The sequence below is a fragment of the Candidatus Kuenenia sp. genome (assembly GCF_039794105.1).
Lineage (GTDB): Bacteria > Planctomycetota > Brocadiia > Brocadiales > Brocadiaceae > Kuenenia.
Map to the genome: position 1 here is coordinate 26,422 of NZ_JBDIWA010000023.1, position 24,925 is coordinate 51,346.

18 protein-coding genes are annotated in these 24,925 nt (G+C 44.0%); 3 read left to right on the forward strand and 15 right to left on the reverse strand.

Going from position 1 to position 24,925, the window contains the following annotated elements; translation table 11 throughout:
- Window positions 1-19: 19 nt before the first annotated feature.
- The 5 genes from ABJL82_RS11325 to ABJL82_RS11345 all read right to left on the reverse strand — a co-directional run bounded on the left by ABJL82_RS11325 (window position 20) and on the right by ABJL82_RS11345 (window position 7,001).
- Complete coding sequence (locus ABJL82_RS11325; RefSeq protein WP_347274805.1) at window positions 20-310, reverse strand: nucleotidyltransferase domain-containing protein; 291 nt, start codon at window positions 308-310, stop codon at window positions 20-22.
- Window positions 311-543: 233 nt separating this feature from the next.
- A complete protein-coding gene (locus ABJL82_RS11330; RefSeq protein ID WP_099324565.1) occupies window positions 544-768 on the reverse strand; it encodes a DUF2283 domain-containing protein in 225 nt (74 codons plus the stop codon).
- Window positions 765-992, reverse strand: coding sequence for a hypothetical protein (locus ABJL82_RS11335; RefSeq protein ID WP_099324566.1), 228 nt, complete (start codon window positions 990-992; stop codon window positions 765-767). The genes ABJL82_RS11330 and ABJL82_RS11335 overlap by 4 nt, the downstream gene beginning before the upstream one ends.
- 68 nt (window positions 993-1,060) lie before the next feature.
- Complete coding sequence (gene phoU, locus ABJL82_RS11340) at window positions 1,061-1,732, reverse strand: phosphate signaling complex protein PhoU (RefSeq protein WP_347274806.1); 672 nt, start codon at window positions 1,730-1,732, stop codon at window positions 1,061-1,063.
- 562 nt (window positions 1,733-2,294) lie between these two features.
- Window positions 2,295-7,001 carry a carboxypeptidase regulatory-like domain-containing protein gene (locus tag ABJL82_RS11345; protein ID WP_347274807.1) on the reverse strand — a complete coding sequence of 1,569 codons (4,707 nt, stop codon included), beginning with the start codon at window positions 6,999-7,001 and terminating at the stop codon, window positions 2,295-2,297.
- Between the two features lie 1,416 nt (window positions 7,002-8,417).
- On the opposite strand from ABJL82_RS11345, the gene ispG reads away from it, so the two are divergent.
- The 3 genes from ispG to rseP are packed head-to-tail and all read left to right on the forward strand — an operon-like array spanning window position 8,418 to window position 12,411.
- Window positions 8,418-9,467 carry a flavodoxin-dependent (E)-4-hydroxy-3-methylbut-2-enyl-diphosphate synthase gene (gene ispG, locus ABJL82_RS11350; protein WP_347274808.1) on the forward strand — a complete coding sequence of 350 codons (1,050 nt, stop codon included), beginning with the start codon at window positions 8,418-8,420 and terminating at the stop codon, window positions 9,465-9,467.
- Window positions 9,467-10,612 carry a 1-deoxy-D-xylulose-5-phosphate reductoisomerase gene (locus ABJL82_RS11355; protein WP_347274809.1) on the forward strand — a complete coding sequence of 382 codons (1,146 nt, stop codon included), beginning with the start codon at window positions 9,467-9,469 and terminating at the stop codon, window positions 10,610-10,612. The genes ispG and ABJL82_RS11355 overlap by 1 nt, the downstream gene beginning before the upstream one ends.
- The gene (gene rseP, locus ABJL82_RS11360) at window positions 10,600-12,411 is read left to right on the forward strand and encodes an RIP metalloprotease RseP (RefSeq protein WP_347274810.1); all 1,812 of its coding nucleotides are present in this window, start codon (window positions 10,600-10,602) and stop codon (window positions 12,409-12,411) included. The genes ABJL82_RS11355 and rseP overlap by 13 nt, the downstream gene beginning before the upstream one ends.
- Window positions 12,412-12,580: 169 nt before the next feature.
- Here the strand turns inward: rseP and ABJL82_RS11365 are convergent, their stop codons facing one another.
- From ABJL82_RS11365 to ABJL82_RS11410, 10 genes are all read right to left on the reverse strand, one after another.
- On the reverse strand, window positions 12,581-12,778 hold the full coding sequence (locus tag ABJL82_RS11365) for a hypothetical protein (protein ID WP_347274811.1): 198 nt from the start codon (window positions 12,776-12,778) through the stop codon (window positions 12,581-12,583).
- A 291-nt stretch (window positions 12,779-13,069) separates the two neighbouring features.
- Window positions 13,070-14,116 carry a 2-hydroxyacyl-CoA dehydratase family protein gene (locus ABJL82_RS11370; protein WP_347274812.1) on the reverse strand — a complete coding sequence of 349 codons (1,047 nt, stop codon included), beginning with the start codon at window positions 14,114-14,116 and terminating at the stop codon, window positions 13,070-13,072.
- 132 nt (window positions 14,117-14,248) lie between these two features.
- Window positions 14,249-16,111 carry an ATP-dependent zinc metalloprotease FtsH gene (gene ftsH / locus ABJL82_RS11375; protein ID WP_347274813.1) on the reverse strand — a complete coding sequence of 621 codons (1,863 nt, stop codon included), beginning with the start codon at window positions 16,109-16,111 and terminating at the stop codon, window positions 14,249-14,251.
- 1,102 nt (window positions 16,112-17,213) lie between these two features.
- Window positions 17,214-17,936: an ABC transporter ATP-binding protein gene (locus tag ABJL82_RS11380; RefSeq protein ID WP_347274814.1), complete on the reverse strand. Its 723-nt coding sequence runs from the start codon at window positions 17,934-17,936 to the stop codon at window positions 17,214-17,216.
- A 71-nt stretch (window positions 17,937-18,007) separates the two neighbouring features.
- The gene (locus ABJL82_RS11385) at window positions 18,008-19,219 is read right to left on the reverse strand and encodes an efflux RND transporter periplasmic adaptor subunit (RefSeq protein ID WP_347274815.1); all 1,212 of its coding nucleotides are present in this window, start codon (window positions 19,217-19,219) and stop codon (window positions 18,008-18,010) included.
- A 265-nt stretch (window positions 19,220-19,484) separates the two neighbouring features.
- On the reverse strand, window positions 19,485-21,533 hold the full coding sequence (gene recG / locus ABJL82_RS11390; RefSeq protein WP_347274816.1) for an ATP-dependent DNA helicase RecG: 2,049 nt from the start codon (window positions 21,531-21,533) through the stop codon (window positions 19,485-19,487).
- 14 nt (window positions 21,534-21,547) lie between these two features.
- A complete protein-coding gene (locus tag ABJL82_RS11395; RefSeq protein WP_347274817.1) occupies window positions 21,548-21,874 on the reverse strand; it encodes a 4a-hydroxytetrahydrobiopterin dehydratase in 327 nt (108 codons plus the stop codon).
- Between the two features lie 207 nt (window positions 21,875-22,081).
- Complete coding sequence (locus ABJL82_RS11400) at window positions 22,082-22,267, reverse strand: shikimate kinase (protein WP_347274818.1); 186 nt, start codon at window positions 22,265-22,267, stop codon at window positions 22,082-22,084.
- Window positions 22,268-22,533: 266 nt separating this feature from the next.
- On the reverse strand, window positions 22,534-22,767 hold the full coding sequence (locus ABJL82_RS11405; protein ID WP_347274819.1) for an addiction module protein: 234 nt from the start codon (window positions 22,765-22,767) through the stop codon (window positions 22,534-22,536).
- Window positions 22,768-22,904: 137 nt separating this feature from the next.
- Window positions 22,905-24,644: an ATP-binding protein gene (locus ABJL82_RS11410; RefSeq protein WP_347274820.1), complete on the reverse strand. Its 1,740-nt coding sequence runs from the start codon at window positions 24,642-24,644 to the stop codon at window positions 22,905-22,907.
- Between the last annotated feature and the right edge of the window lie 281 nt (window positions 24,645-24,925).

Below are 24,925 nucleotides of genomic sequence, written 5' to 3' on the forward strand. Positions count from 1 at the left end.
TGCGGGATCAAGTTCCTTATCAAACATAGACGACATCTCGTTCTATCCTGCGCCTCAATGTCTTGTTCATTTTATCCCGGAGACGAACAATATCAACCCTGCTGCCAAGAGATTCCTCGACAGCCTGCTTGATGCCTATCAGACAAAACAGGTCTGGCTTTTTAAGTTCAACCACAATATCAATATCGCTCCCCTCCCTGCCCTCGTCTCTTGCGTAACTGCCAAAGAGACCTATCTTTTTAACGCCAAACCTTTGTTCAAATTCAGCTTTGTGTTCAGAAATAAAACTTATAATATCTTCCCTCTTCATTCTATCGCTCTCACAAGAAACAATCGGAATACAGATTTGACCGATAAATGCGAATAATTATTTTCTAAAATTATCAAACACCTATGTTTTTTAGCCCCAACTCATTCATGGCGGGTTCAGATTGCAAGCCTGCCTGAGGTAGTAACATACTCCTCCTTTTGGTCTTTGGTCAATTGTAAACTTGTGACGATTTTTTTAGTCTGCGTAATCTGTGGTTCCCCTTTGCCTTGTTGTTACGTCTTTAGTGTTATTAAATCTTCGTCAAATTCAAGTGAGTAAGAGAGCACTGTCCTTAAATCTATTTTTTTAGAAGCATCCAGCATTTCTATACCCACAATTTTTCCCTCCGAAGTTGTATCCACATTAACTCCTTCTGAAATTTCTATAACCCCATCCGGCGTTTCATCCCCCAGCCTCAAATACAAAGCATCTGCTTCATTGTCGTAATACACTTTCATTTTTTCCTCCCATTCTTCAAAGGATAGTTTGTTATTACTGTTATTATACTCTTCTCTACGACAATTGTAATTTTCAGTGGATACTTAAATCCTTCTGCACTTTCTATAATCTCATGCCTTCCTTGAGATAATTCTTTACCTTCTAAAATCTTTATAATTGTTGACTCTGATATTTTATATAATCTTGCCCTTCTTTTAGCGTGCCGTGAGAATTTTATTTCCACAAATCATTCCTCAATATTAGCGCCCATTCGCGGTTCAAATGTTTTCAACCGTGAAACCTGAAAACCCCTCATAACGCACTTAACCCATGCTTCCGGTGTTTAACGACCTTTGCCTTTACGATATACACCACTTCTTCCGCTATATTGGTGGCATGGTCGGCGATCCTTTCCAGATGCCGCGAAATAAACATCAGGTGCACTGCCCGTGTAATATTCCCAGGGTCTTCCATCATATACGTCAGTAATTCGCGAAATATCTGGTCATTGAGGGCGTCAACCGTGGAATCGCGCTGGTACACCGACTGCGCAAGGGAGGTATCTTTATTCACAAACGCATCAATGCTGTCTTTCACCATAGTTTGCGCAATAGTTGCCATCATTGGGATGTCTATGAGGGGTTTCAACTGCGGCTCCTGATTCAGCGGAACAACCCGCTCCGCTATGTTTACCGCAAGATCGCCCATCCTCTCAAGATTATTGGTAATCTTCATCGCTGAGGTAATAAACCGGAGGTCAACTGCCATTGGCTGCTGCAAAGCCAGCAGGTCAACGCACTGCTTATCTATCTCCAGTTCTAAATCATCCACCTGCTCATCGTGCGTTATCACAGAGTGCGCCAGGTCGCTGTCTCTTTCTTTTAAAGACTTAACGGCATTTGAAATAGCCATCTCAACGACAGCGGCCATCTGTATAAGATTCTTCCGGAGAACCCCTAATTGTTGGTCAAAATGTCTTTCCATTTGTGATTAATCTATAAATATTTCCTGCCGGTCAGGGAAGTTTCCTACCACAAAAACCTTGCTACCGCTATACCAACGGTAATACAACCAGCAACGATACCATAAAGAAATTATGCTGAATAATTACTGGATTTCTGAGTTGCCCACAATTATACATCCCTGCATAGTTAATACAACCTAAAAACTGCATTTGGACACTGTTAAACAGCCCTTCGGAGTGAGAGATAAAGTGAAAGTGAGATTTTCACTCTGGCTTTATCTCTCACTCCGAAGGGCCGTTATGCTTTTTAAAAACGAGCATTAAAAACTGGTGTTATGAAAGAGATTGCTTCGGAAAAAGCCCTCGCAATGACAAGCCAGGGCCCTCGCATTGACAAAAGCTTGTCATTACAAACTTCCGTGTGTTCCGTGTGTTCCGTGGTTAAGAGCTTATCATTGCAAGCTTCCGTGTATTTAGAATTGAACATTGAGATTAAAAAAAAAGGGGTGTTATATCTTTCGACATAACACCCCTTTTAAACTACTTAACTACTTAACTACTTAACTAACATAGGCGTTTTTTTTACTTTGTGAGAGAGACTTTTACTTTAGGTGTCACTTTCACGCCTTTTACGCCAAACTTCACGTTAGCATTTCCTTTGTTCTTCTTTGCCTTGATGGTAAACGTTGCCTGGCCACTTGTATCTGTTGTTGTGCTGGCAGGCGTTACCTTAATCTTCTTCTTGTTAGCCGAAGAAAGCTTCCTCTTTACCTTCACGCCTTGTGCAGGGCATTCCTCATCATCTGTCACCAGCACAATAACGTCCTCGCTTACACCTTTTGCAAGACTCAGACTATCCGGTGTTACAGTAGCGTTTGAAGCAACTGCCGCGTCTGGTTCCGGACATACTTTCTTTTCTAAGGTTACTTCGTGGATCGTTACCGGAGGCGTCACTGTTACCGTTGTAACCGACGTGAGATAGTCAGTTGCACTTACAGAAACCGTGTAATCACCGGCTTCAAGGGTAAAGGTAGCTCCACCACTAGCATCAGTAACTCCGGATTGTCCATCAACAGTCACCGTAGCTCCTGCTAATGCTACTGGATTGCCATCTTCATCTTCATCCGTAACCGCAACTACCAATGTCGCAGTTACCGGAGGCGTCACAGTTGGCACAGGTGTTCCCGTACCAGAAACAACCAATGCGAAGTCGAGGTTTGTAGTCTCGCCTGCGGTTACTACTATAGAAGCAGGGGCTGAGGTAGTGTAACCGAGAGCGGAAGCGGTAAAGGTACGATTTCCAGCTTCAACATTGTCAATCGAGTAGAACCCATCCGCATCTGTCGTAGCAGTGTATACCCCACTCTGATTACGTACCAGCGCACCTTCTATTACCTCCCCTGTATCCGCATCCGTTACAAACCCTGCTACCGAACCGGTTCCAGGCGGAGTCACAGTTGGCGATGGTGACACTTCAGGCGTTATTCCAGGTGTCGGAGTTATTCCAGGCGTTGGAGTTATCCCAGGCGTCGGAGAAGGCAAAGGTGTTGCAACCTCACCAACCGTGGCCGTATCGGTTACAACAGAAGTACCGCCAGACGCATTCGGACTATCGGTGAACGTTGCCGTTATCGTATCTCCAGTTGCTGCCTGTATACGGCTATTCTGCAGAGAGCTGCTGGAACTTACCAGGATTGTACCCAGGAACGAACCGGTATCATTACCCGTTTCTGTCAACTGAAGGATTACACCTGTTGAGTCTGTAGTGGATGTCACCCGTAGAGTACCCACGATGTTCGCGGTATCAATGGATGTATTCGACTCCGGATCATAAAGTGAAACGACTGCATTGCCTTCTAAGGCAACAGTATCATCGGTAATATCAATCACTGCACCAAAATTCTTCGTACTTACCTGTGCAGTAACATCACGTGCCGGAGATTCTTCCTGGTAGGTAACCGTCAGCGTACCATCTGCCACAGCCCTTATAGTCTTTGGGGTTGTGGTACTGTCGGTCGCATTACCCGTCTTGAAAGTTCCTTTAAACTGTCCGGAAGATGCCGTTGTCTCTGCGAGAGAAACGGTAATACTTCCCGCGCCGGATGAAGATGTTACGAAAACATCTGCACTCTGAGTTGTAGCAGAATTTGTATTCAAATCTATATCATCCAGAGTAACTACAATCGAATCACCACTCAAAAATGCCTCATTTTTACTCAGAGAAAGAACCCCTTCTCCTGCTGCGGTAGCGATACTTACCGTGGTAAGATTCTGCAGGTTGTTCTCGTTGGAAGCGCTCGGCGAATCGTTGTAGAAAATAGTCACTGTATCGCCGGCTGCCACCTTTAATTGCGGTGTTGTTTGGTCAGTAATGCCACTCGATGTAAGGGAGAACGTACCTACAAACGTACCTGAATTTACAGCAGTCTCATTGAGCCGGAAATGGGTTGTATTGGAAGTGGTAGCGTTACTGATATCCGTACTCGTTACGTTGGACGCGTTACTTGCAAAGACAACCTTTGCCGCACCACCGTTCTTCTTAGCCAGATCAGAGCTGGCCGCTGAAGTGTTACCTGTGGATGTACCTGAAGGGAAACCAAGCCCCACTTCGTTTAAACCAACCGGCAACGTTGCATCACCTGATGTGTATGTTGACTGCGCAACAGAAGTGCTCGTATTAAGATCACCATCAACCAATGTAACAACAATTGACTGAGTTAGGCCTGCAGTACCAGACGGCGATACTGAAAGGTCTGCTGTATACGTGGTAAAAGTTACATTATCGGCAGTTACCGCGAGAGTATCACCAGAGGCATATTCACCACTGGAATTCAGCGCATCGTTATACCGCGCACGGTACGTTGCTCCAAAATAGCCGCCAACCCGGAACAATTGTGTTCCCGAAACCGTATCTGCACGGTTTGGATCCATATCATTACCTACCACCTGTACCCACGTCTTCCATGGTGTGTAGAAACCGGTGTTTTGCATTTTAGTCACAGACAACGTTGCACCAGCCACTCCTGTAACTTCACGGAACTCTTTGTAAATACCATCTGATATCCTCACTACAGAACCAGTCCCAATGGTACGGGCAAGAGCTGTGGCATCCATCGGAGATGCAAATGTAATCGAAGATGTTCCTGTATAATCACTAAAAATTGATGTGCTGTTTGCCGTGCTACTATTGGTAGTAACCCTGGCAGCCACAAAATCAAACCCTATAGTGCCAACAAACGTGCTGGAATTTATACCCGTCTCAGTGATTGGAACGGCAATCCAGTGTGTTCCATCGGGAGAAATCTCTACAGTACCAGAAACAGCATCCGCAGTAGCAACAAAAGAGTTGACAGTTGCCCCACCCGAGAGCGTGCTTTGAGCGCTCGCCGAATTGCCCTTAGTAAGGGCTATAAGCGGTAAGGCGCTTGTCGCCTGCGTACCAAGCTTAAAAGATGATGATCCTGCTTCCAGCGGATTCTTAAATCCATAATCAGCATGACTCAAAGAATTAGGAACAACCCATATCAAAGAACCATCTGTGGTTGAAATCCTTACCGACTGAGTACCTACCTTCGAACCGTCCTGATGTTGCAAACTGATTATATGATTGTTACTGCTGCTTGAATAATTAGCCACCTTCAGCCTGTCGCCGCGCGAGCTGGTGGTCGTCCCATCCCATTCGCCAAATGCAACCGACCCTCTGGATGTAGAGCTCGTATTCAGATTCCCATCCACAACAGTAATCGCAAAGAAATCGTTAATATCAACAGAGGTCTTATCAACCGCCACCGATCCGGTTTCCCCGGTAGCGCCAAAAGCCGTCGAACTGGTAACAGTACCAGACGTTCCCGTATCTGATGTCAGAGCATCTAAATAGGAAACCTTAACCGAATCACCACTCCTGGCACCTGCAATGAAAAAGGTATCTAAATTAACAGACGTAGAACCTGCACCGCCTTCACCAATACGCGCGGTTGTCGATGTGCCGCCAGTATCACCATTAAATGCTGATATTGAAACCAGACAATAATCGCTCCCATCAATCAACTTTACATATGTCGAAGCTGCAGCGTTAGAAACAGCTGTTGCTGCATCGCCGTATATCGATACCAAATTGGAACTGCCAGTACCTGCAACTACCCTAGAGGCACTATACGTCGTAGACCCGTACCCCACGTCCGACCATGTACTGCTCCCATACTGAAGCGTCCATGTACCGTAAGTAGTGCTGGTCCCATTTTCAACAAGCGCCAACGTTCCCGATTTAGTAACTTCGATAATCTTAAATGTTACAGATGCACTGCGGACAGTATCCGATAATGTAATATCGGCGCCAGTATACTCGCTGGTAGTAGCTGTACCAATCTGCAAATTCCCCCTTGCCGAAACTGAAGATGAGCCGTAAACCTTACCGGTCGCTACAAATGAGCCAGTATTCTTGCCCGTCTCAACTAATATTATGCTGCTTGCAGTAGCTCCAGATAAGGCATCGCCAGTCGCACTATCCTGATCAATAACCTGTACTCTAACACGCGAACTCCCAGTACCAGTAAGACCTGAAGTAAACCCATCCTGCAATCCAATCACCTCTTTCAGGTTCGGGTTTAAATTAACATTTGGATCCACGATTGTTATTTTAACATTGGCAGATGCATCTGCTATGTCCTCTCCAGTCCCCAGAGAAGTACCCCAAGGCGAAGCCGTAGTAATCCCGATGGTTGAGTCATTCGCCCCGACTATACTTACGCTTGCCGTATCCAAGGTTGCCCCGCTATAAACAAGAGCCAGCGTATCGCTGCTATTCACCTTCAAAACACCATTTGTACCATTTGCAGCATTACCAGGCTCAGAAGATCCCAAACCTCCGGTTATCAACTTTAATGCCCCAAAGCCGCTGGCCAACGCCGGATAATTATGATTTCCGGAGAAATCTTCAACATAACCGGTAGAAGAACCTATTGCAGTGGCGTGAGGCAGAGTCGCTTGCCCGTTATGCGTGGTAAATGCCGTGCTCGACCCCCCAACCAGCGTATACGTAGCCGATTCGCCAGAGGTTAAAGCCTGAATGGTAACACTAATAGTAGTCCCCGTAGCCGTGGAATCCTCTACCATGATCCACGCACGGTCATAATCACTGGTGCCCAATTGCGGCAAATAGTGATCACGGTCAAAACTCCCCGTGGCGGCTTTTGCGCTTGACGCTACGCCCATAACAAGGGCCAGCATCAAAAACAAAACGCCTGCCATGCTTAAAAAATTGCCTTTTACATTTAATCCAGGTCTTTTCATATCCTACACATCTCCTTTTACTAAGACCAACATGAATATGCTTCTAATAAAATACCGCCCATACATTTGCAGCCACAATGACTGCCCCTACATTACTTCATGATATTTTTTTAACTCCCAATGTGGAACGACCCCCTTCTGAAATCACACCACCTCCTTTTCAGGAATGCGAATTATGATAAGAGATGGGAAAACTGCACGTGCGTTTCTCTGCGCGTTACCTTGCCGCGATAGCGCAGGCCTTGGCAGAAAAACCAACTACTTTCTTCCTTATATTCACCCTCCTTTCCTAAATAATAACGCACGATTGTGTATTCAACTATTAGACAAGACAAGGCATTTACGATTTACGATTTACGATTTTTTTAGTCTGTGTAATCTGTGGTTTCTTTTTTATTAATTTATGATTTTTAAATCGTACTTCGTACATCGTAAATCCTATCAGTATACCCTGCATAGCTAAAGCCCGGTGTCGCAGAATATAGCACGCAATCAGATGACAGTCAACTAAAAAATCAAATTTTCACAAACTTTACAAAAGAGTAACACACAGCGTTTTAACGGGTTAACGTTGGAAGGCTGGGACTGATACGTATGAAATATTACAGACGAAACCACAGATTTCACCGATTTCACAGATTATGATTGCACAAATTAAAAAATCAGAGGTCAGAGGTCAGAAGTCGGCAAATTGCAGATTGCCGATTGAGGACTGTGGACTGTGGACTGAAGACTGCGGACTGGCCGCGCCTCAAGCTTACATTATATTATTATATATTACTGCCTACATTATAATTAAGAACCCCCCTAAATCCCCCCAGAGGGAGGACTTTCTACAACCCTCAAGGGAGGACTTTCCCTGTTCTTTTGTAAAGCCAACAGCTTTTAACCTCTTGGCGTATGCATGAGTGTCAAATACGTGTGGATGCGGCATAATGGGCATCCATGCAAAGAAGATTAAAATTCGAAATACGAAACAAATTCCGAAATACAAGGACAAAAACATTTTACTTGTAACACTTTAGTTTTTCCGGCGGGTTCAGGTTTGCAACCCGCGAATGTAGTTTCCAGTGCCATTACATTCCCAAACATGAATTTGGAAACGATTTGTGCCCTCCGCCCGACCAGTGCCAACAAAGTCGCTAGGCTTTTCAGTATCCCTCTTATCGGGTTTCTTATGAAAAAAGACCTCTTGAAGTATAATTTAATATTTGACAAAATCGGCATATACCTACTATAATTTCTTCTTTGCTTTATATTAAGTCACGTATTTACTGAAACTTACAAAATTGACACGTTACCTTCATTGTCCCCGGTTTTTCAAATATCCTGCATTCCAAAAAATTTTGTGAACTTTTTCTGTAACGTTGAGACCATATCATTGTTTATTTTTATTTTCTTAGATTCACTATATTTATGATTAAAAGACGCAATACGCGAACAGTCAATGTTGGCGGAGTATTGATGGGGGGAAACAGCCCGATTTCCGTGCAAACAATGACGAAGACCCACACGGAGGATATTGATGCGACCGTTAAACAGATTAAAGAGCTGGAAGCTGCCGGTTGCAATATCGTACGGGTAGCCGTTCCCACAATTGTTACTGCAAAATGTCTTGGCGCTATTAAACGGCAGATAAACATACCCCTTGTTGCAGATATACACTTTGGACATCACCTTGCCCTTGAAGCCATTTCACAGGGAGTTGACAAGATACGCATCAACCCCGGCAATATGAAAGACCGGAAAAAACTGGAAGAAATAATAAAAGCCGCAAAGGATAAGGGTATCCCTATCCGCATAGGCGTTAATTCCGGTTCAATACGGGACGTAGGGATACATGAGGAGCTGACGGCTTTAATGGTCAAAACCGTTTTGCAGTATTGCGAGCACTTTGAATCGCTTGGTTTCAAGGATATTGTATTGTCATTAAAGGCGTCTGACGTGCCTTCAACCCTGGAAGCATACCGTTCAATTGCAACACAATGCGATTATCCATTACATTTGGGCGTTACCGCTGCCGGCCCTCCAAGTCTGGCAACCATTAAATCCGCAATCGGTATCGGCGGATTACTTTCAGAGGGCATTGGCGATACGTTACGGGTTTCCTATACCGGCGCATCGGAACTTGAAGTAGAGGCAGGCTTTGACATCCTCGAAGCGCTCGGGCTTTACAAACGGCGGCGTGCGGATCTTATTTCCTGTCCAACGTGCGGCAGGTGCGAAATCGACCTTGTTAAAATTGTTGAACAGGTAAGACACCGCCTGCCAAACGATAAAAAACATCTTCAGATAGCCATTATGGGGTGTATCGTAAATGGGCCTGGAGAGGCTAGGGAGGTCGATATCGGTATTGCCGGAGGCAAGGGATTTGGGTTTCTTTTCAAAAAGGGAGAAAAGGTAAGGAAAATACCGGAAGATCGGATGGTGGATGAGCTTTTGGAAGAAATTTCCCTTATGAAATAATGATGAAAAACGTTGCTATCCTTGGTTCTACAGGTTCTATCGGAAAAAATGCCCTACACGTTGTGCGCAACTTAAAAGACTCCTTCAGGGTAACCGGGCTTTCCAGCCATTCGCAGTGGGAATTCCTTGCCCGGCAGGCGGAAGAGTTTAATCCATCGCACGTAGCGTTGAGCGACCCCCAATTAGCCGGAAAACTGAAACAATGCCTTTCGGACAGGCAGATAGAAGTAATCAGCGGAATCAATTGCCTCAAAGAAATTGTTTTAAAGAGCGAAGCGGATATCGTGGTTTCAGCGGTAGTTGGCGCAATCGGATTATCCGCCGCTATAGCAACCGTACAAGCGGGGAAAATCCTTGCCCTTGCCAACAAAGAAGCCCTTGTTATGGCAGGGAATATTGTCATTCCGTTGGCAAAAAAGAATCAGATACTGCCGGTGGATAGTGAACACAGCGCAATATTCCAAGCCCTCCAGTCCGGCAGGCAAAACGAAATCAGGCGTATTATCATTACCGCTTCGGGCGGCCCTTTTTATGATTTTCCAGCCGATACACTTGCAGATGTAACGCCTGCTCAGGCGCTTAAGCATCCGACATGGCGCATGGGACAGAAAATCACCATCGATTCTGCGACGTTAATGAACAAGGCCCTTGAAATTATTGAAGCAAAGTGGCTGTTTAATCTGGGGGCTGACCAAATTGATGTGGTAGTACATCCGCAATCGATTATACATTCTATGGTGGAATTTTGTGACGGCTCCGTCATTGCCCAAATGGGCATGCCGGATATGAAGGTCCCGATTCAATACGCCTTAACGTTCCCTGAAAGGGCGAATCTTAATGCTGAACCGCTGGACTTGCCGCGCATAGAAAATCTTACCTTTAAAAAGCCGGATAGGGAAAAATTTCCCGCATTAAAGCTCGGCTATCTTGCGGTCAGAGAGGGCGGCACTATTGGCGCTACGCTAAACGCCGCAAATGAAGTCGCCGTGCAGGCCTTTCTTGAAAAGAAAATTCGCTTCACCGAAATAGCCTCCTTTGTGGAAAAGGTTATAAATTATCACCATTTTATCAAAGACCCTTGCCTGGAAGAGATTCTGGCGGCAGACGCATGGGCAAGACAGGAGATTAAAAAATGCCTTACTTAAATGTTTCAACAAACGTACTTCTCGTTATTGCAGGCATCGGACTGCTTATTTTTATCCATGAGCTGGGACATTTTCTCATGGCAAAAAAAATTGGCGCCCGTGTCCTTGCCTTCTCGCTGGGATTTGGCCCTGCCATATTGAAAAAACAATGGGGTGAAACCGAGTATCGGTTGTCCCTTTTCCCGCTTGGCGGATACGTAAAATTGGCAGGAGAAAACCCTGACGAGGAGAAAACCGGCGCTTCCTATGAATTTTCCTCCAAAAGTATAGGACAACGTGCATCGGTATTAGTCGCCGGCGTTGCGTTAAACGCTCTTTTGGCATTCGTTGCCTTTATTGTCGCATTTCAGATAGGGGTGCCTTTTATTACTTCCGAAGTAGGAGATGTTATTCCCGGCCAGCCCGCCTGGCAGGCAGGGATACAGAGAGGCGATAAAATTACAGAAATCGGGGGCATTGATGACCCTGACTTCGAAGACATTTTTACTGTCGTCGCGTTGAGCAACACCACTACCGGCATTCCCATTAAGGTGAAGAGGGGTAACGATGTTTTCCATACAGAGGTAATACCGATGTATGACCAGGAGCATGGCCTTCAGCGCATCGGAATCATGCCCGCGACCAGCCTGGAGATTGATAAAATATTTGCCTTTGAAAATAATGAGTCGCCTGCAAGGGATGCCGGAATACAGGTAAAAGACCTCATTGTGGCAGTAAACGGCAAACGGATAATCTCTGAATCGGAATTTCGTGAAGTAGAATCACAGAGCGCAGGCAAAGAAATAACCCTTACCCTGTCACGAAACGGCGAAGAAATAGAGGTAAAAGCAACTCCATCTAAAATATCACGGTGGATGCTTGGCTTGTCCGGCGCTTCTTCCATTATAGACGGCGTGAAATATAACAGTATTGCCAGTAAAGCAGGATTGATGAAGGGTGATGAAATAATTGAGGTTAATTCCATTCCGATTATAGGCTTTACCGGTTTTAAGAACGCATTCATGGAATACGAAGATAAAACATGCATCCTGACCGTAAAGAGAAACAACAAAATTATATTAGTTTCTGTACCGTTAGAAGATGCTGGCGCAAAAGAAGAATTTTTAAAAAGCATTACCCCATTTTATGGACTGACAATCGATTCCGTTGTTCCGGGATTTCCTGCGGAAAAGATAGGATTGCAACCCGGCGATAAAATTATTTCCCTGAATGAAAAAGAACTGCATCACTGGAGCGAACTCCTTCAGGCGGTAGTATCGGGACAGGGAAAACCCATCACCATTGGGTGGATGCGGGGAACTGAAAAATTAACATCTGCCATAGCGCCTCAAAAAAATGGTGAAACAGCGGCAGGAAGCATTGGTGTGAAATTCAGAGAAAAAACAGAACTTAAACAATATGGGCTGCTTGGGTCATGCGTAGTAGGCGTAAAAAAAGCAGTTATAAATGTACAAAGACTGTATCTTACGCTAAGGGGGTTCTTTTCCCAAAGACTTTCAACCAAAAACGTCGGTGGATTTATCCTTATTGCCCAGGCGTCATATGAATCCGCAAAAGTCGGCATGGGGAAATTGGTATATTTTTTAGGGATTTTAAGCCTTCAACTTGCGCTTTTGAATATTTTACCGGTGCCAGTGCTGGATGGCGGACATTTATTATTCCTGTTAATTGAAAAAATCAAGGGTTCTCCGGTCAGCCAGAAAACGCTATCGATTGCCCAGTATATTGGTTTCGCCATGATTATTTCACTGGTTATCTACGCCACACGCAATGATATTATGCGGCTCTTTACGTTGTAAGAAATACGTACGTACGAAGTACGATTTGGGATTTGGGATTTTAGAGGGAGCATTCCCGGTTTTTTGTAACTGTTAACGTGGTTAGGAAGAAACAACCCTGACAGGATTCCAAACCATGTCAGGGTTAATCAAGCAAAATCCTTGTGATACAATACCTGCCAGACGGCAGTCAGGTGCGAATATTTGCAAAGAACTGGAAATACTCCCCCCACAAACTGCTGTTCGGGAACGTAATGGTGGCACAGGCATCTTGCCTGCGCGGGTTCAGGTTTGTAACCTGAACCAAACGTTTTATGCTTCCAATCCAGCCTTCTATTAGCAGGAAAATGACAAATAAATCCCAGATACCAAACAGGGTTTTTGCCACAGTTAAGTACATGACCCCATTGTACGCATAAACTCATAGGTTCAGGTTACAAACCTGAACCCGCCTGGAAGTATCTATTTTTCTAAAATTTAATATACAATCCAGGTATCAATAGATGGGTGGCACAGGCATTCCTGCCTGTGCGGAATACAGGCAGGAATGCCTGTACTACCCTTGCAATAAATTTTATTATTCATCTTCCGAAAACCTTATTTTTTTGACTATATTTACAAAAAATCGGGAAGGCTCCCTTTTAAATCGTACTTCGTAAATCGGAAATCGTCCCTCCGGCTAAAGAGTGCTACAACTTTTTATCATTTCAATAAACGCCTCAATACGGGTTCTCATCGACCCATCCAATGGGCCGGGACGGTCACAATCGAGGGTAAGGATCGGCAGTCGTATATTTTTCCTAATGATCTTGTCCTGAATATGCCGGTGGCAAAAACTTTGCACATAATGAATGACGCCATGGATTCTCCTCTGTTTTACCGCCTCTTGAATATCCTCTAAACGCGAAAAAATATCGTATGGATAGGTATAGCGGCTGTACTGCTCCACAAGAGTATCTGACTGGTATGGCATACTGAACTGACGCTGAATTTCGTTAAATACTACCTGTGCGCCAAGGGAGGAAAGAAAGGGGTACAAATCTTCACAAATGGGAGGTATCCCGACAACTCCGAGCCTTATTACATGTTTGATTGGCTCCCGTCCGGATACCGATTTAAGGAATTTCCCTGCAAGTTCGCCAAATGTCTCAAAATCTCCCATGAAGTCGCTCGTTGATACTGTCCACAGGTGGTTTTCATCGCCTGTGACAAGATTCTCCATCCACGTAAGCCGGTCAATTTCATGGATTATGCTTCTAACCGAATCCAGACGCTTCTTTGTTTCTTCCGCTCTCCCGTAAGAAACTCCCAGGTTTGCGGCAAGCGACTCCATTTGATCACGCAGAAAGGATGTATCCGCTTTGCTGTGGGGGTAAGCGAAAGGAATGGTTTTTATGCCCTCCGACAAAAAAACCTCCATAAGCGCCTGATTATTGCTGCAATCACCCTGAATCACGCTGATAATCTTTCGAATTGAGTATTTTTTCACAGCGGAATACATGCCTTTGATCCATGCGCATGTGTTTCTGGGCAAACCAGCCAGCTCCGCATCCTCAATCATTTTATTTGGCGCAATATCGCAAATGAATATATTGTTAAGATCGATAGGTACATATCCTGCGGCAAAGACGATCTCTATGGGAATGGTGGACGTAATCCCTATGATTTTGTCCGCTGGAAATTTCCCGGGATCGGGAAGATAGGGAAGTAAATTGTCGTTAGGCATAAGATGCATGTTTTATAAAACTCTACCGTTTTTAGATGTACGAAATAAGATGTACGATTTACGAGGTACGAAGTACGATTTAAAAATGGTAAATCGTAAATCGTACCTCGTACTGGGGGCAGGGGCGTATGATTATTCTTTTTCCGTTGGAGTATTTTCTCCTGTGGTTTTATTGAGTTCTTCCAGGAATTTTTTCAGGTCATCTCCTTCTATGACCTCTTCTTCGATGAGTTTTTCTGCCATTCTCTGCAAAATCATCTTTTTTTCAAGCAGTATTGTTTCTACCCGCTGGAACGATTCGTCCATGATTCTTTTTATTTCTAAATCTATTTCCCGCGCTGTTTCTTCGCTGTATTCTTTTTCAAAGGAGAGACCGTAAAGCGATTGCCTGTCGCCTTGATCAAAAGCAACCAGTCCCATTTTTTCGCTCATGCCGTATTCCTTAATCATCATTCGGGCGATTTCTGTCGCTTTTTTCAGGTCATTCTGGGCGCCGGTTGATATTTCATTAAAAATAATCTTTTCCGCTGATCTGCCTCCGAGCAATATTGCTATTCTGTCGAGAAGTTCTGCCCTTGTCATCAAATAGCGGTCTTCCGTAGGTTTCTGCAAGGTATAACCAAGGGCGCCTATACCCCTTGGAATCATAGATATTTTCCGGACAGGGTCCGCGTTTGGAACCGAGCACGCTACAAGGGCATGGCCGGATTCATGGTAAGCAACGATTTCCTTCTCTTTCAGGTTCATAAGGCGCTTCTTCTTTTCGAGCCCTGTCATAATCCGGTCAATTGCCTCTTCAAATTCAGGCATGCCTGCAGCTTTCTTGTTTCTTCTTGCGGCAAGCAATGCGGCTTCGTTGATAAGGTTTGCCAGGTCTGCCCCGACAAATCCAGGCGTCATTGCGGCAACAGAGTGTAAGTCCACGTCTTTTTCCATCTTTACGTCTGCAGAATGCACATTGAGTATTGCTTCGCGTCCGTGCAAATCCGGCCTGTCAACTACAACTTGCCGGTCAAATCTGCCTGGCCTTAAAAGGGCTGTATCCAGCGTTTCAGGGCGATTTGTCGCCCCCATGATAATTACACCTTTATTGGAATCAAAACCATCCATTTCCACCAGCAACTGATTTAATGTTTGCTCGCGCTCGTCATGCCCCCCCATGGGGCTTTGCCCCCTGGCCTTGCCAAGGGCGTCAAGTTCGTCAATAAAGATAATGCACGGCGCTTTTTGGTCTGCCTGATTAAACAAATCTCTCACCCTTGCGGCGCCTACGCCAACAAACATTTCAACGAATTCAGAGCCGCTCATGTTGAAGAAAGGCACGCCCGCTTCCCCTGCCACGGCTTTTGCCAACAGGGTCTTTCCTGTTCCCGGAGCGCCGACAAGCAACACCCCTTTTGGTATCTTGCCGCCTATGGCACGAAATTTTTCAGGGGTTTTCAGGAATTCTATAATTTCCTGCAATTCCTCTTTTGCCTCATCTATGCCTGCTACGTCGTCAAATGTAACATTTAAGTCTTCCTGGACGTAAAGGCGCCCCCTGCTCTTCCCGAAAGTCATAATGCTGCTGGCAGGCCCGAATCTTTTAAATACAAAGCGCCAGATCAAAAACAGTATTAATAAGGGGACTATCCATGAAAAGAAAAATGTTTTCAACCAGGGGCTTTCGTACTGTCCTTCGTATTTCACCCCCATTTTTTCTAATTCGCTTACCAGTTCAGGATCATCTATCCGTGCCGTAATAAAGATTGCGTATTTGTTAGTGCCGCGTTCATATTCTTTTAATTTGCCTTGAATAGCAGTATGTGATATATGACATTCCAGTATCATATCTTCGCGCACTAATTTCTTAAATTCGCTGTACGAGATATTCCTTACCCCAGGGTTCATTAAATACATTTGGATAAGTATGAGAAACCCAAAAGCAATAATAATGTGCCAAATAGAAAACTTTTTCGGCATTTTAAACTTCATTTTTTTTAAGTCTTTGAACATGTACACTCCTATGATTTATTATTCAAAAGAACACGCTATAAACAGATAAAGATTTATGGTCAGACGCCATTTTTGTTACGTCTCTCAGTTCAGCCGGTTTGATACAACGCACGAAATACAAAAGCTGCGCTTGTTTAGAATTTCAAATCATTTTGTCATTAGAATTTGTTTCGTGCTTCGTGCTTGTTTATTTTAGGGGGCTGTTCTCCACGCCACGTGAACTATTACTATTTTTTATACCGTTAATTCTTGTAAGTAATTCTACCAGAAAGCGCTGTATCACTCAAAAGAACTTTATGATATTTGTAAAATGGTAATTGTCCGTCACTGTGAACGCAGAAGGAATCCGCATTGAAGAACGGACATAATCGGAGCATTTGCAAGAGAGGGGCAGCAAATTAGTACCTTATCAGTAATTTCTTTGCATTTTTTGGCAAAATATTTAATGGTGAAGTACGAAATGCTAAATTTCAAAATCCTCCCCCTTACCCCCTCCAAAGGGAAGAATGTCCCACGCTGGGAGTGCAAGGGGGAGGATTGAAATTTAGCATTTAGCATTTCGTATTTCGTACTTAGAATTTCGTGTTTTTTAGTAACTATTCAGCGTAATCTATTAAACTACCGAAGCACAACTCGTTTCCAAATTCATGTTCATGTTTGGGAACGTAATGGCGCTGGAAACTACATTCGCGGGTTCAGGTTTGCAACCCAATGTCATTAAGTTAAGCAAACGGCCGCAAAAGTCCCCCTTAATAAAGGAGGAAAAAGGAGGTTGTTTTTAATAAAATAATTCTTAATACCTTAGTTATTTGAAAAATACAAGGGGACATAAAAAACAATGTAGCCCCCTTAGGGGCGATCTGTTTGTAGCGCAATAAAATTCAACAGGTAAATAGCTCCATAGGAGCGGCCTGTATATGATTGACGGGAAGACAGGCCGCTCCTAATTGTAGAGACAGGTTTCAAACCTGTCTCTACGATCTGTTATGGTATCCTATCTACAAACAGGTTGCTCCTCCGACGGAGCTTATCGGTAATACGTTTTTTTTAAAAACCAAAGTGTTACAATTTTTATGTATTATAAGGGCTTATACATCCTTAGTTACATAGAGGACATGGAAGAAACGGACGAGGAAGAGTGCGTCTCTGAATCTCTCAATACCCTGCCGTCTTTCAGCATTATTATTCTGTGTGTGTGTCCTGCGATATCTTCTTCATGTGTTACGAGCACAATGGTAAGATTCATTTCACGGTTCAGTTTGCAAAGGACGTTCATTACCTCTTTGCTGGTAGCGCTATCAAGATTGCCGGTAGGCTCATCCGCGAGAAGCAGAGAAGGGTTGTTGATAATTGCCCTTGCAATCGCTACGCGTTGCTGCTGGCCGCCGGAAAGCTGGCTGGGATAATTTTTATGGAGTCCTTCAAGACCCAGTATCCGGATTGTTTCATAGATTTTATGTTCGGAGCTTTTCGTTAGTTTTTTCGCGTAAATAAGCGGGAGTTCTATGTTCTCCAATACAGTTGTTCTTCCAAGAAGGTTGAAATTCTGAAATACAAAACCGAGTTTTTTGTTCCGGATCTCCGCCAGTTCATTCTTTGAAAAACGTGAAACATCTACCCCCTCAAAAAAGTATCTTCCCTTCGTAGGGATGTCCAGACATCCGAGTATATTCATCAATGTGGATTTTCCCGAACCAGAAGCCCCCATAATGGAAACAAACTCTCCCTTTTTAATGGAGAGAGAAACGTTGTTTAAAGCAGTAAAGGCAATCTCCCCCATTTCGTATATTTTATAAATGGAATCTAATTGTATTATTTCCTGCATATATCATAAGCTGGCATAGCCAGAACCAAACAATAATGAAATAAAAAATGCAAAGAAATTACCGATAAGGCCTAGCGCCGGCCTCCTCCCACCCTGGTCCAGGGAATCTGTTGGGGGCTTTTCGCGGCGGATTTACCGGTTATTTCCGCAATGATAACTTCATCTCCCTCTTTTACTTCCCCCTCAACAATCTCCGTAAAATCGTAATCGCTTATTCCGGTTTTTACCATGACCATTGCCGGTTTTCCGTGTTTCAGTATCCAGATAGGTGAATAATTTTTCCCATCATATTCGCTTTCGCTTCCTTCCGGTTTACCGATTTTATCCCTTATGGTTTTTGACGGAGTGAAACGTAACGCGGCATTTGGAATGCTTAATACGTTTTTTGCTTCTGCCACTAAAATGGAAGTATTTGCAGTCATTCCCGGCTTGAGTTTTAGGGAAGAGTTGTCTATGCTGACAATGGTATCGTAGGTTACGACATTTTGAAAAATAATAGGCGACATACGAATTTCTGTTACCTTGCCATCAAAAACGTCTTCAGGAAAGGCGTCAACATTAAATTTTGCACGTTGCTCCACCTCAACCATGCCGATATCCGCCTCATCAACGCTTGTATTCACCTGCATACTGACGAGGTCTTTGGCTATGGTAAATAATGTGGGCGTCTGAAAACTGGAGGCCACCGTCTGGCCAACGTCCACTTCCCTTGAAATCACTATGCCGTCAAGAGGAGAAATAATTACCGTGTACCCCAGATCGGTTTTTGCTATTGCAAGAGACGCCTCCGCCTGCATTATTTCAGCCTTCGCAAGTTCAGCGTCCGCAAGGCTTGTCTCGTAAGAGGTTCGGGACTCATCAAATTCATCAATGGAAATGACCTGTTTTGAGTATAATTTTTTCGCGCGATGATATTTCCTCTGGCTATTTCTTAAAACGGCATTCGATCTTTTTAGTTTTGCAAGCGCGGTTGCAAGGGCGGCTTCCGCCTTCCTGACCTGATGTTCGAAGGGCGTCGGGTCTATCTGCGCCACGGTCTGGCCCGTTTTCACCTCGGAATTAAAATCTGCGTACAGCTTCGAAATAAGGCCTGAGACCTGGCTGCCGATGATCACTGTTCTTACAGGATTTATTGTGCCTGTGGCAACCACATATTTTTGAATATCGCCCTTAACAATTTTAGCCGTCTCAAACCTGACGGTTTCTTCTTTTTTAAGCAGGTAAATTACGGTTACTATGATTACCAATACGCATGGAATGCCAATATAAATATACTTTTTCATATCTGCTAGAAGATAATAAATATTGATACGTATGGCAATTATAATTTTACCCTGCGTTGTCGAAGGGAATGGATTTGACGGTCTGAGGTCTGAGGTCGGAGGCCGGAAGTCAGAGGTCAGAGGTCAGAGGTCAGAGGTCAGCGAGAACAGTCCTCAGTTATCAATCCTCAATCCTCAGTCCTCAGTCCTCAGTCCTCAGTCAGCAGTCCGCAATCCTCAATCTGCCGACTGTAGACTGTAGACTGCCCCGACTGCCGCCAAGGTACTATAGTAAATAATCTAACCGGTCTTTAAACATTTCCACGACCTTCGTCTTTATTTTTTGATGTTCTTCCGCAGAAAGAGAAGGGTCGCGGCAAACAATTTCAAACGCATCTTTCCGGGCCTTTTGTAGCAGGGAGAAGTCATGAAAGATATTGCTTATCTTTAATTCCGGCAAACCGTGCTGCCGCGTGCCAAAAAACTCTCCGGGGCCTCTCAGCCTGAAATCCATTTCCGCTATTTTAAACCCGTCAGACGTATTTACCATTGTTCTGAGCCGGTCACGCGACAGGGCTGTTTTTGGCGTACCAAAAAGCAGGCAGTATGATTGTTTCCCGCCTCTCCCTATTCTTCCGCGCAATTGGTGCAATTGCGCCAGGCCGAACCGTTCCGCATGTTCAATTACCATTATAGTGGCATTGGGGACGTCAATGCCCACCTCAATAATTATTGTGGAAACTAAAATATCATACCGCCTTTCTTTGAAATCGGCCATTGCCTGCTCTTTTTCCGCGGGTTTCATCTTGCCGTGAAGCAGTCCTACTTTGCATTCGGGAAATATTTCGTTCCGCAGCCGCTCTGCTTCAGCGATGGCTGATTTTAAATCCAGTTTTTCCGAGTGTTCCACAAGCGGATAGACGACAAATACCTGCTTTCCTTTTGATATTTCACCCCGGATGAAATCGTAAGCGGCTTTTTCCTTATTTTCTGAAACCCAAAATGTCTTTACCGGAATACGTCCCGGAGGCATTTCGTCCAGCATTGAAATATCCATGTCGCCAAACAGGGTTAGCGACAACGTGCGGGGGATTGGCGTCGCCGTCATAATAAGCACGTCAGGGCTTGCGCCCTTTTTCCGTAGTTTGAGGCGCTGCAGAACGCCAAATTTGTGCTGCTCATCGATCACCGCCAGCCCCAGTTTTTTAAACGAGACGGATTCTTCTATGATTGCATGCGTCCCGACAATTAAATCTATCCCGCCATCGCTTACCTGGGCAATGACATTTTTTTTATGTGCTGCATTGCCGCTGCCGGTTAATAAACAGACCCTGACCTGCGATCCTGATAAGAATTTTTGCAGCGTGCGAAAATGCTGTTGCGCCAGTAGTTCCGTGGGCGCCATAAAGGCCACCTGATATCCGTTTGCTACCGCAATCAAGGCTGCATATAAAGCAACAACCGTTTTGCCGGAACCAACATCCCCCTGAAGCAATCTGTTCATGGGTTTGTCACTTTTCATATCTTCCCTGATTTCATAAATTACCCTTTCCTGCGCTTTCGTGAGGGTAAAGGGGATAATATTCCGAATGTGGGCGTCCACATTCGCCCCTGCTTTAAAGGGGATTCCAGGCTCCCCTTTAATACGGTAACGCCTGAGCGCCATTGCCATCTCAAGGGAAAACATTTCCTCATAAACCAGCCGGTTTTTGGCGCGGTTTAAAAGCTCCATTGAAGGGGGGGAATGAATATGTCTTATGGCATCCGCTACGGGAAGAAAATTGTATTTTTTTATGAGGGGCGGAGGCAAGGAGTCCTCAAGCAAATCCACATATTCTTGTATTGCAGAGTGGATAATTTTTCGTAATTGGGACTGGCTTATATGTTCGGTAAGAGGGTAAACGGGAATAATGCCCCATTCATTCACGCCCGCCTGCCCATCGCGAATGATCTCATATTCCGGGCTGAGCAATTGGAGATATTTAAACGAATTAACCTTCCCGTGCAGGAACAGGCGATCTCCAATGCGAAATTTATTTACAAGAAACGGTTGATTAAACCAGGTGGCCGCTATTGCGCCTGTTTCATCGCTCACAAAGACTTCAAGAATGGTCTTCCCCATTCGGGCAACCCTGTTTTGTATGCCGTTAATAGTGACTTGGATGGTAATGCTGTCGCCTGTCTTAGCTTCAGCAATCTTCTGTATTTTAGAAAAATCATTGTAGTCGCGGGGGAAGTAATAGAGTAAATCATGGACCGTTTTTATGCCTAATCGCCTGATAATTTTGCTTCGTTTAGGCCCTATGCCGTTAAGGTATTGGATTGGTTGGAGCAATGGTTGACTCAAGGTTATTTTATGGTATCTATCTTCGCGGCAAGGATAAAATCGCTCTCGGTAAGTCCTTGTATCTTATGTGTATAAATCTTGATTTCCACCTTTCCCCACGTCAGGCATATTTGTGGATGATGCCCCTCTTCTTCAGCAATTTCCCCCACTTTGTTTGTAAAGGTAAGCGCAGTTTTGAAATCAGGAAATTTAAAAATCTTGTATAAATGATGCTCTTCAATAACGTCCCATCCACGCAGGTGTTTCTGCAATTCCTTAAGTGCACTGCCCTTTAAAGGCGGCACCCCTCCCTGACAGGGTACGCACTTTTTTAATGCAAGTTCTGACATTTTAATATCCTCCTGAAAAAAAGTAAAAGAAACGTAACTTCTCGGTAAGTTGGGGTTTTTATAATAATTTCTACCGCCAACGGGAGCATTCCCGATTTTGTCAAAAAATGCGAAAAAATTACCGATAAGGTACTAACGCCTTTCGTCCCGGAGGGGCAGTTACGTTGGGTTGGTCTGCGAAATCCAACAAAGGCTTTTCATCGTACCCTATTGTCGAATATTTCCAAGGAATCTTGCCTGTAGTCGCTCGATACTTATCTCAAAGAAGGTCTCGATTTCATCGTCCACATCAAAAAACTTCACACACAGAAGATCTGCCAAAGCCCTGCCGGTCGTCGTCTTGCCTACACAACCCACGCCTGTTAAAAAAACTCGCACTGGTATTTCCCCCATTGTGGATTTTCCGTTGTACAAACGTCTGAGACCAAGAAATAAAAAATACGAAATTCGAAGTACGAAATACGAAACAAATCCGAATTAACAAGGCATAAAATTCAAAACAAATCCAAAACGTAGTAACACCTTAGTTTTTTGAAAAAGTAGGGGCGAAGCATTTGCCCCCTTTGGGTTTGAAGGCATTTATGACAATTTACGGCAAATGCTTCGCCCCTACACTGCGATTATTGGAATTTTTCAAAAAGCTAAAGTGTTACAGAATGTTACATTTCCATTGTTTTTTCTATTTTTTCAAATACTTCCTTTGCGGGAATAGTACCTATTTCTCTGCGCTCAAATGCATCAATACGGCTTTCGGCCTCTTTTGCCCATAAAGCATCAACTTTTTCCCGGGAAGGAAATTCAAAGCTAGACAAAAGTTGTTCAACAAGCTCTGCACGTTCCACAGGCGGTAATTCTAAAGCATCCGCAAGTATCCGTTTTTCCTGTTTAGACATGGTCACCTCCTATATTAATTTTATTTATAGTCTAGCATATTACAGATAATGTCGGCTTTTTATGGTTTGCCATATCCGTTGTCAAACTAAAATCCATAGCATTGGCGCATCCATTCTTGTATACAAGGATTGCAATATCAATCTCTTAATGAATCATTAATTGAGCGCAACACATCATCTAATTCGAAGGGCTTGTTTATAACAAAATCCGATTTCGTATCCTTGCCCGGAAAGGTATCCGAAGTGTTCAGGAATCCTGTTATTATGCCGATCTTTGGTTTCTTAGTCATACCAGCTATTACATTCATAATATCCCACCCTGATATACTTGGCATGCCCAGGTCGCATAACACGAGATCAAATTCATCCTTTTTTAGAAGGTCCAACGCCCCGGCGCCATTATCAACAAAAACAACCTTATAGCCTTCTCCCGTAAGGAATCTGCTCAATACTTTTCCAAGAGTTGCCTCATTATCTACGATAAGTATGCGGTTTCCCCCGCCCTTTTTCCCTGGCAACGCTTTGCCCGGTTCATGATCACTCTTCGTAATACCAGGCGACTCCTTCACGGCGGGAAAACTTAGGATAAAGGTACTGCCTCTTCCCCTTTGACTTTGCACAATTATTTTGCCCCCGTGCCGCTTGACAGTCCCATAAACAATACTCATTCCCAATCCGGTGTCACGTTCCTTAGTGGTAAAAAAGGGGTCAAAGATTTTTGTCTGCGTTTCTTCGTCCATGCCAGTGCCCGTATCAGAAATCTCCAAAACGACGCTTCCGTTTTCTTCCCTTGTAGAAAATGAAAGCGTTCCTCCCCCCGGCATGGCTTCAAAGGCGTTATTGATGATGTTAATCATTACTTCCTGCAATTCCAAAGGATTGCCCTTAATGCATGAAACGTGTTTAACGCCATCCAAATTTATGGTATAGGCGATTCCTTTTCTTTCTGCACACTCCTTCCATATTGGACGCGTATGATTAATCGTGCTTTTTATCTCTTGCCGTAAATCAATTGCTACGAACCTGTCACTATCTTCCCTCGCCCGGGCAAATTTATTCATATTAATTACAATTTCAGCCCCATTCTTGACAGATTTGCGAATGAAACGTAATTCATCAAGTAATTTTTCTCTGCCTTTATTTTCCCGCATCAACATCTGTATCTTTCCGTCTATGATTGCAAGGATATTGTTAAACCCGTGCGCTATGCCTGTTGTCATAATGCCTATTGATTCTAATTTCTTTGACTGCAAGAGTTCTTTTGTACGTTCAGTTATTTGTTGCTCAAGTGTCTCATTTATTTCTTTCAGCTTTATCTGCGCCTGTACACGCGCGGAAATGTCGGTTATGACAATAAGATACTGGTTAATGTTGTTTTTGGAATCCGGAATAGCACGGCTTTCGAGCTGCGCATAAAACGGTTGGTCTCCTTTAAGCATCCTCAGTTCACAGATCTCTTTGTTTCCCGTTTCAGACGCTCTTTTCCGATGCAGGTAAAAGAGATCAGCGTCCTCCCTTGCGATGTATTTTGAGAGAGGTTTGTTTATCAGCAAATGCCGCTCTGCACCAAGCATGGAAGCCCCTGCAAAGTTTATCTCCTGGATAAATCCTTTTTCATTAAGGGTAAAATATCCCACAGGGGCGAAGTCGTACAGGTTTAAGTACTTTTGCCTGGATTCTTCGAGCAGGGTTTGGGATTTGCGAAGTTCTTCCGCCTGCATTTCAAGCTCGATCTGATATATCTGTAATTCATGGGCAAGTTTACGGACTTCCGCTTCCGAAAGGTTCCCGACGGGTATTGTATCAGGTTTGAGTTTTTCTAATGCTTTTCTGCGGAGTTCGGCGTCTGTTTTATTTTCGGTAGGCTTTTTTCTCATCTTTGCAATCCTATATAAAAACATTGGTACGACAAAGAATAAAATGGTTATGAATGCTGCAATAGTAACTATTCAGCGTAATCTATTAAACGACCTAAGCCAACTCGTTTCCAAATTCATGTTTGGGAACGTAATGGCACTGGAAACTACATTTGCGGGTTCAGGTTTGCAACCCAATGTCATTAAGTTAAGAAAAGCATCACAAAAAAACGATATATCATCTTGATTAACAATAAGTTAGGTGGTATAATCAATGCCGAGTTAAACGTAATTTACCAGCA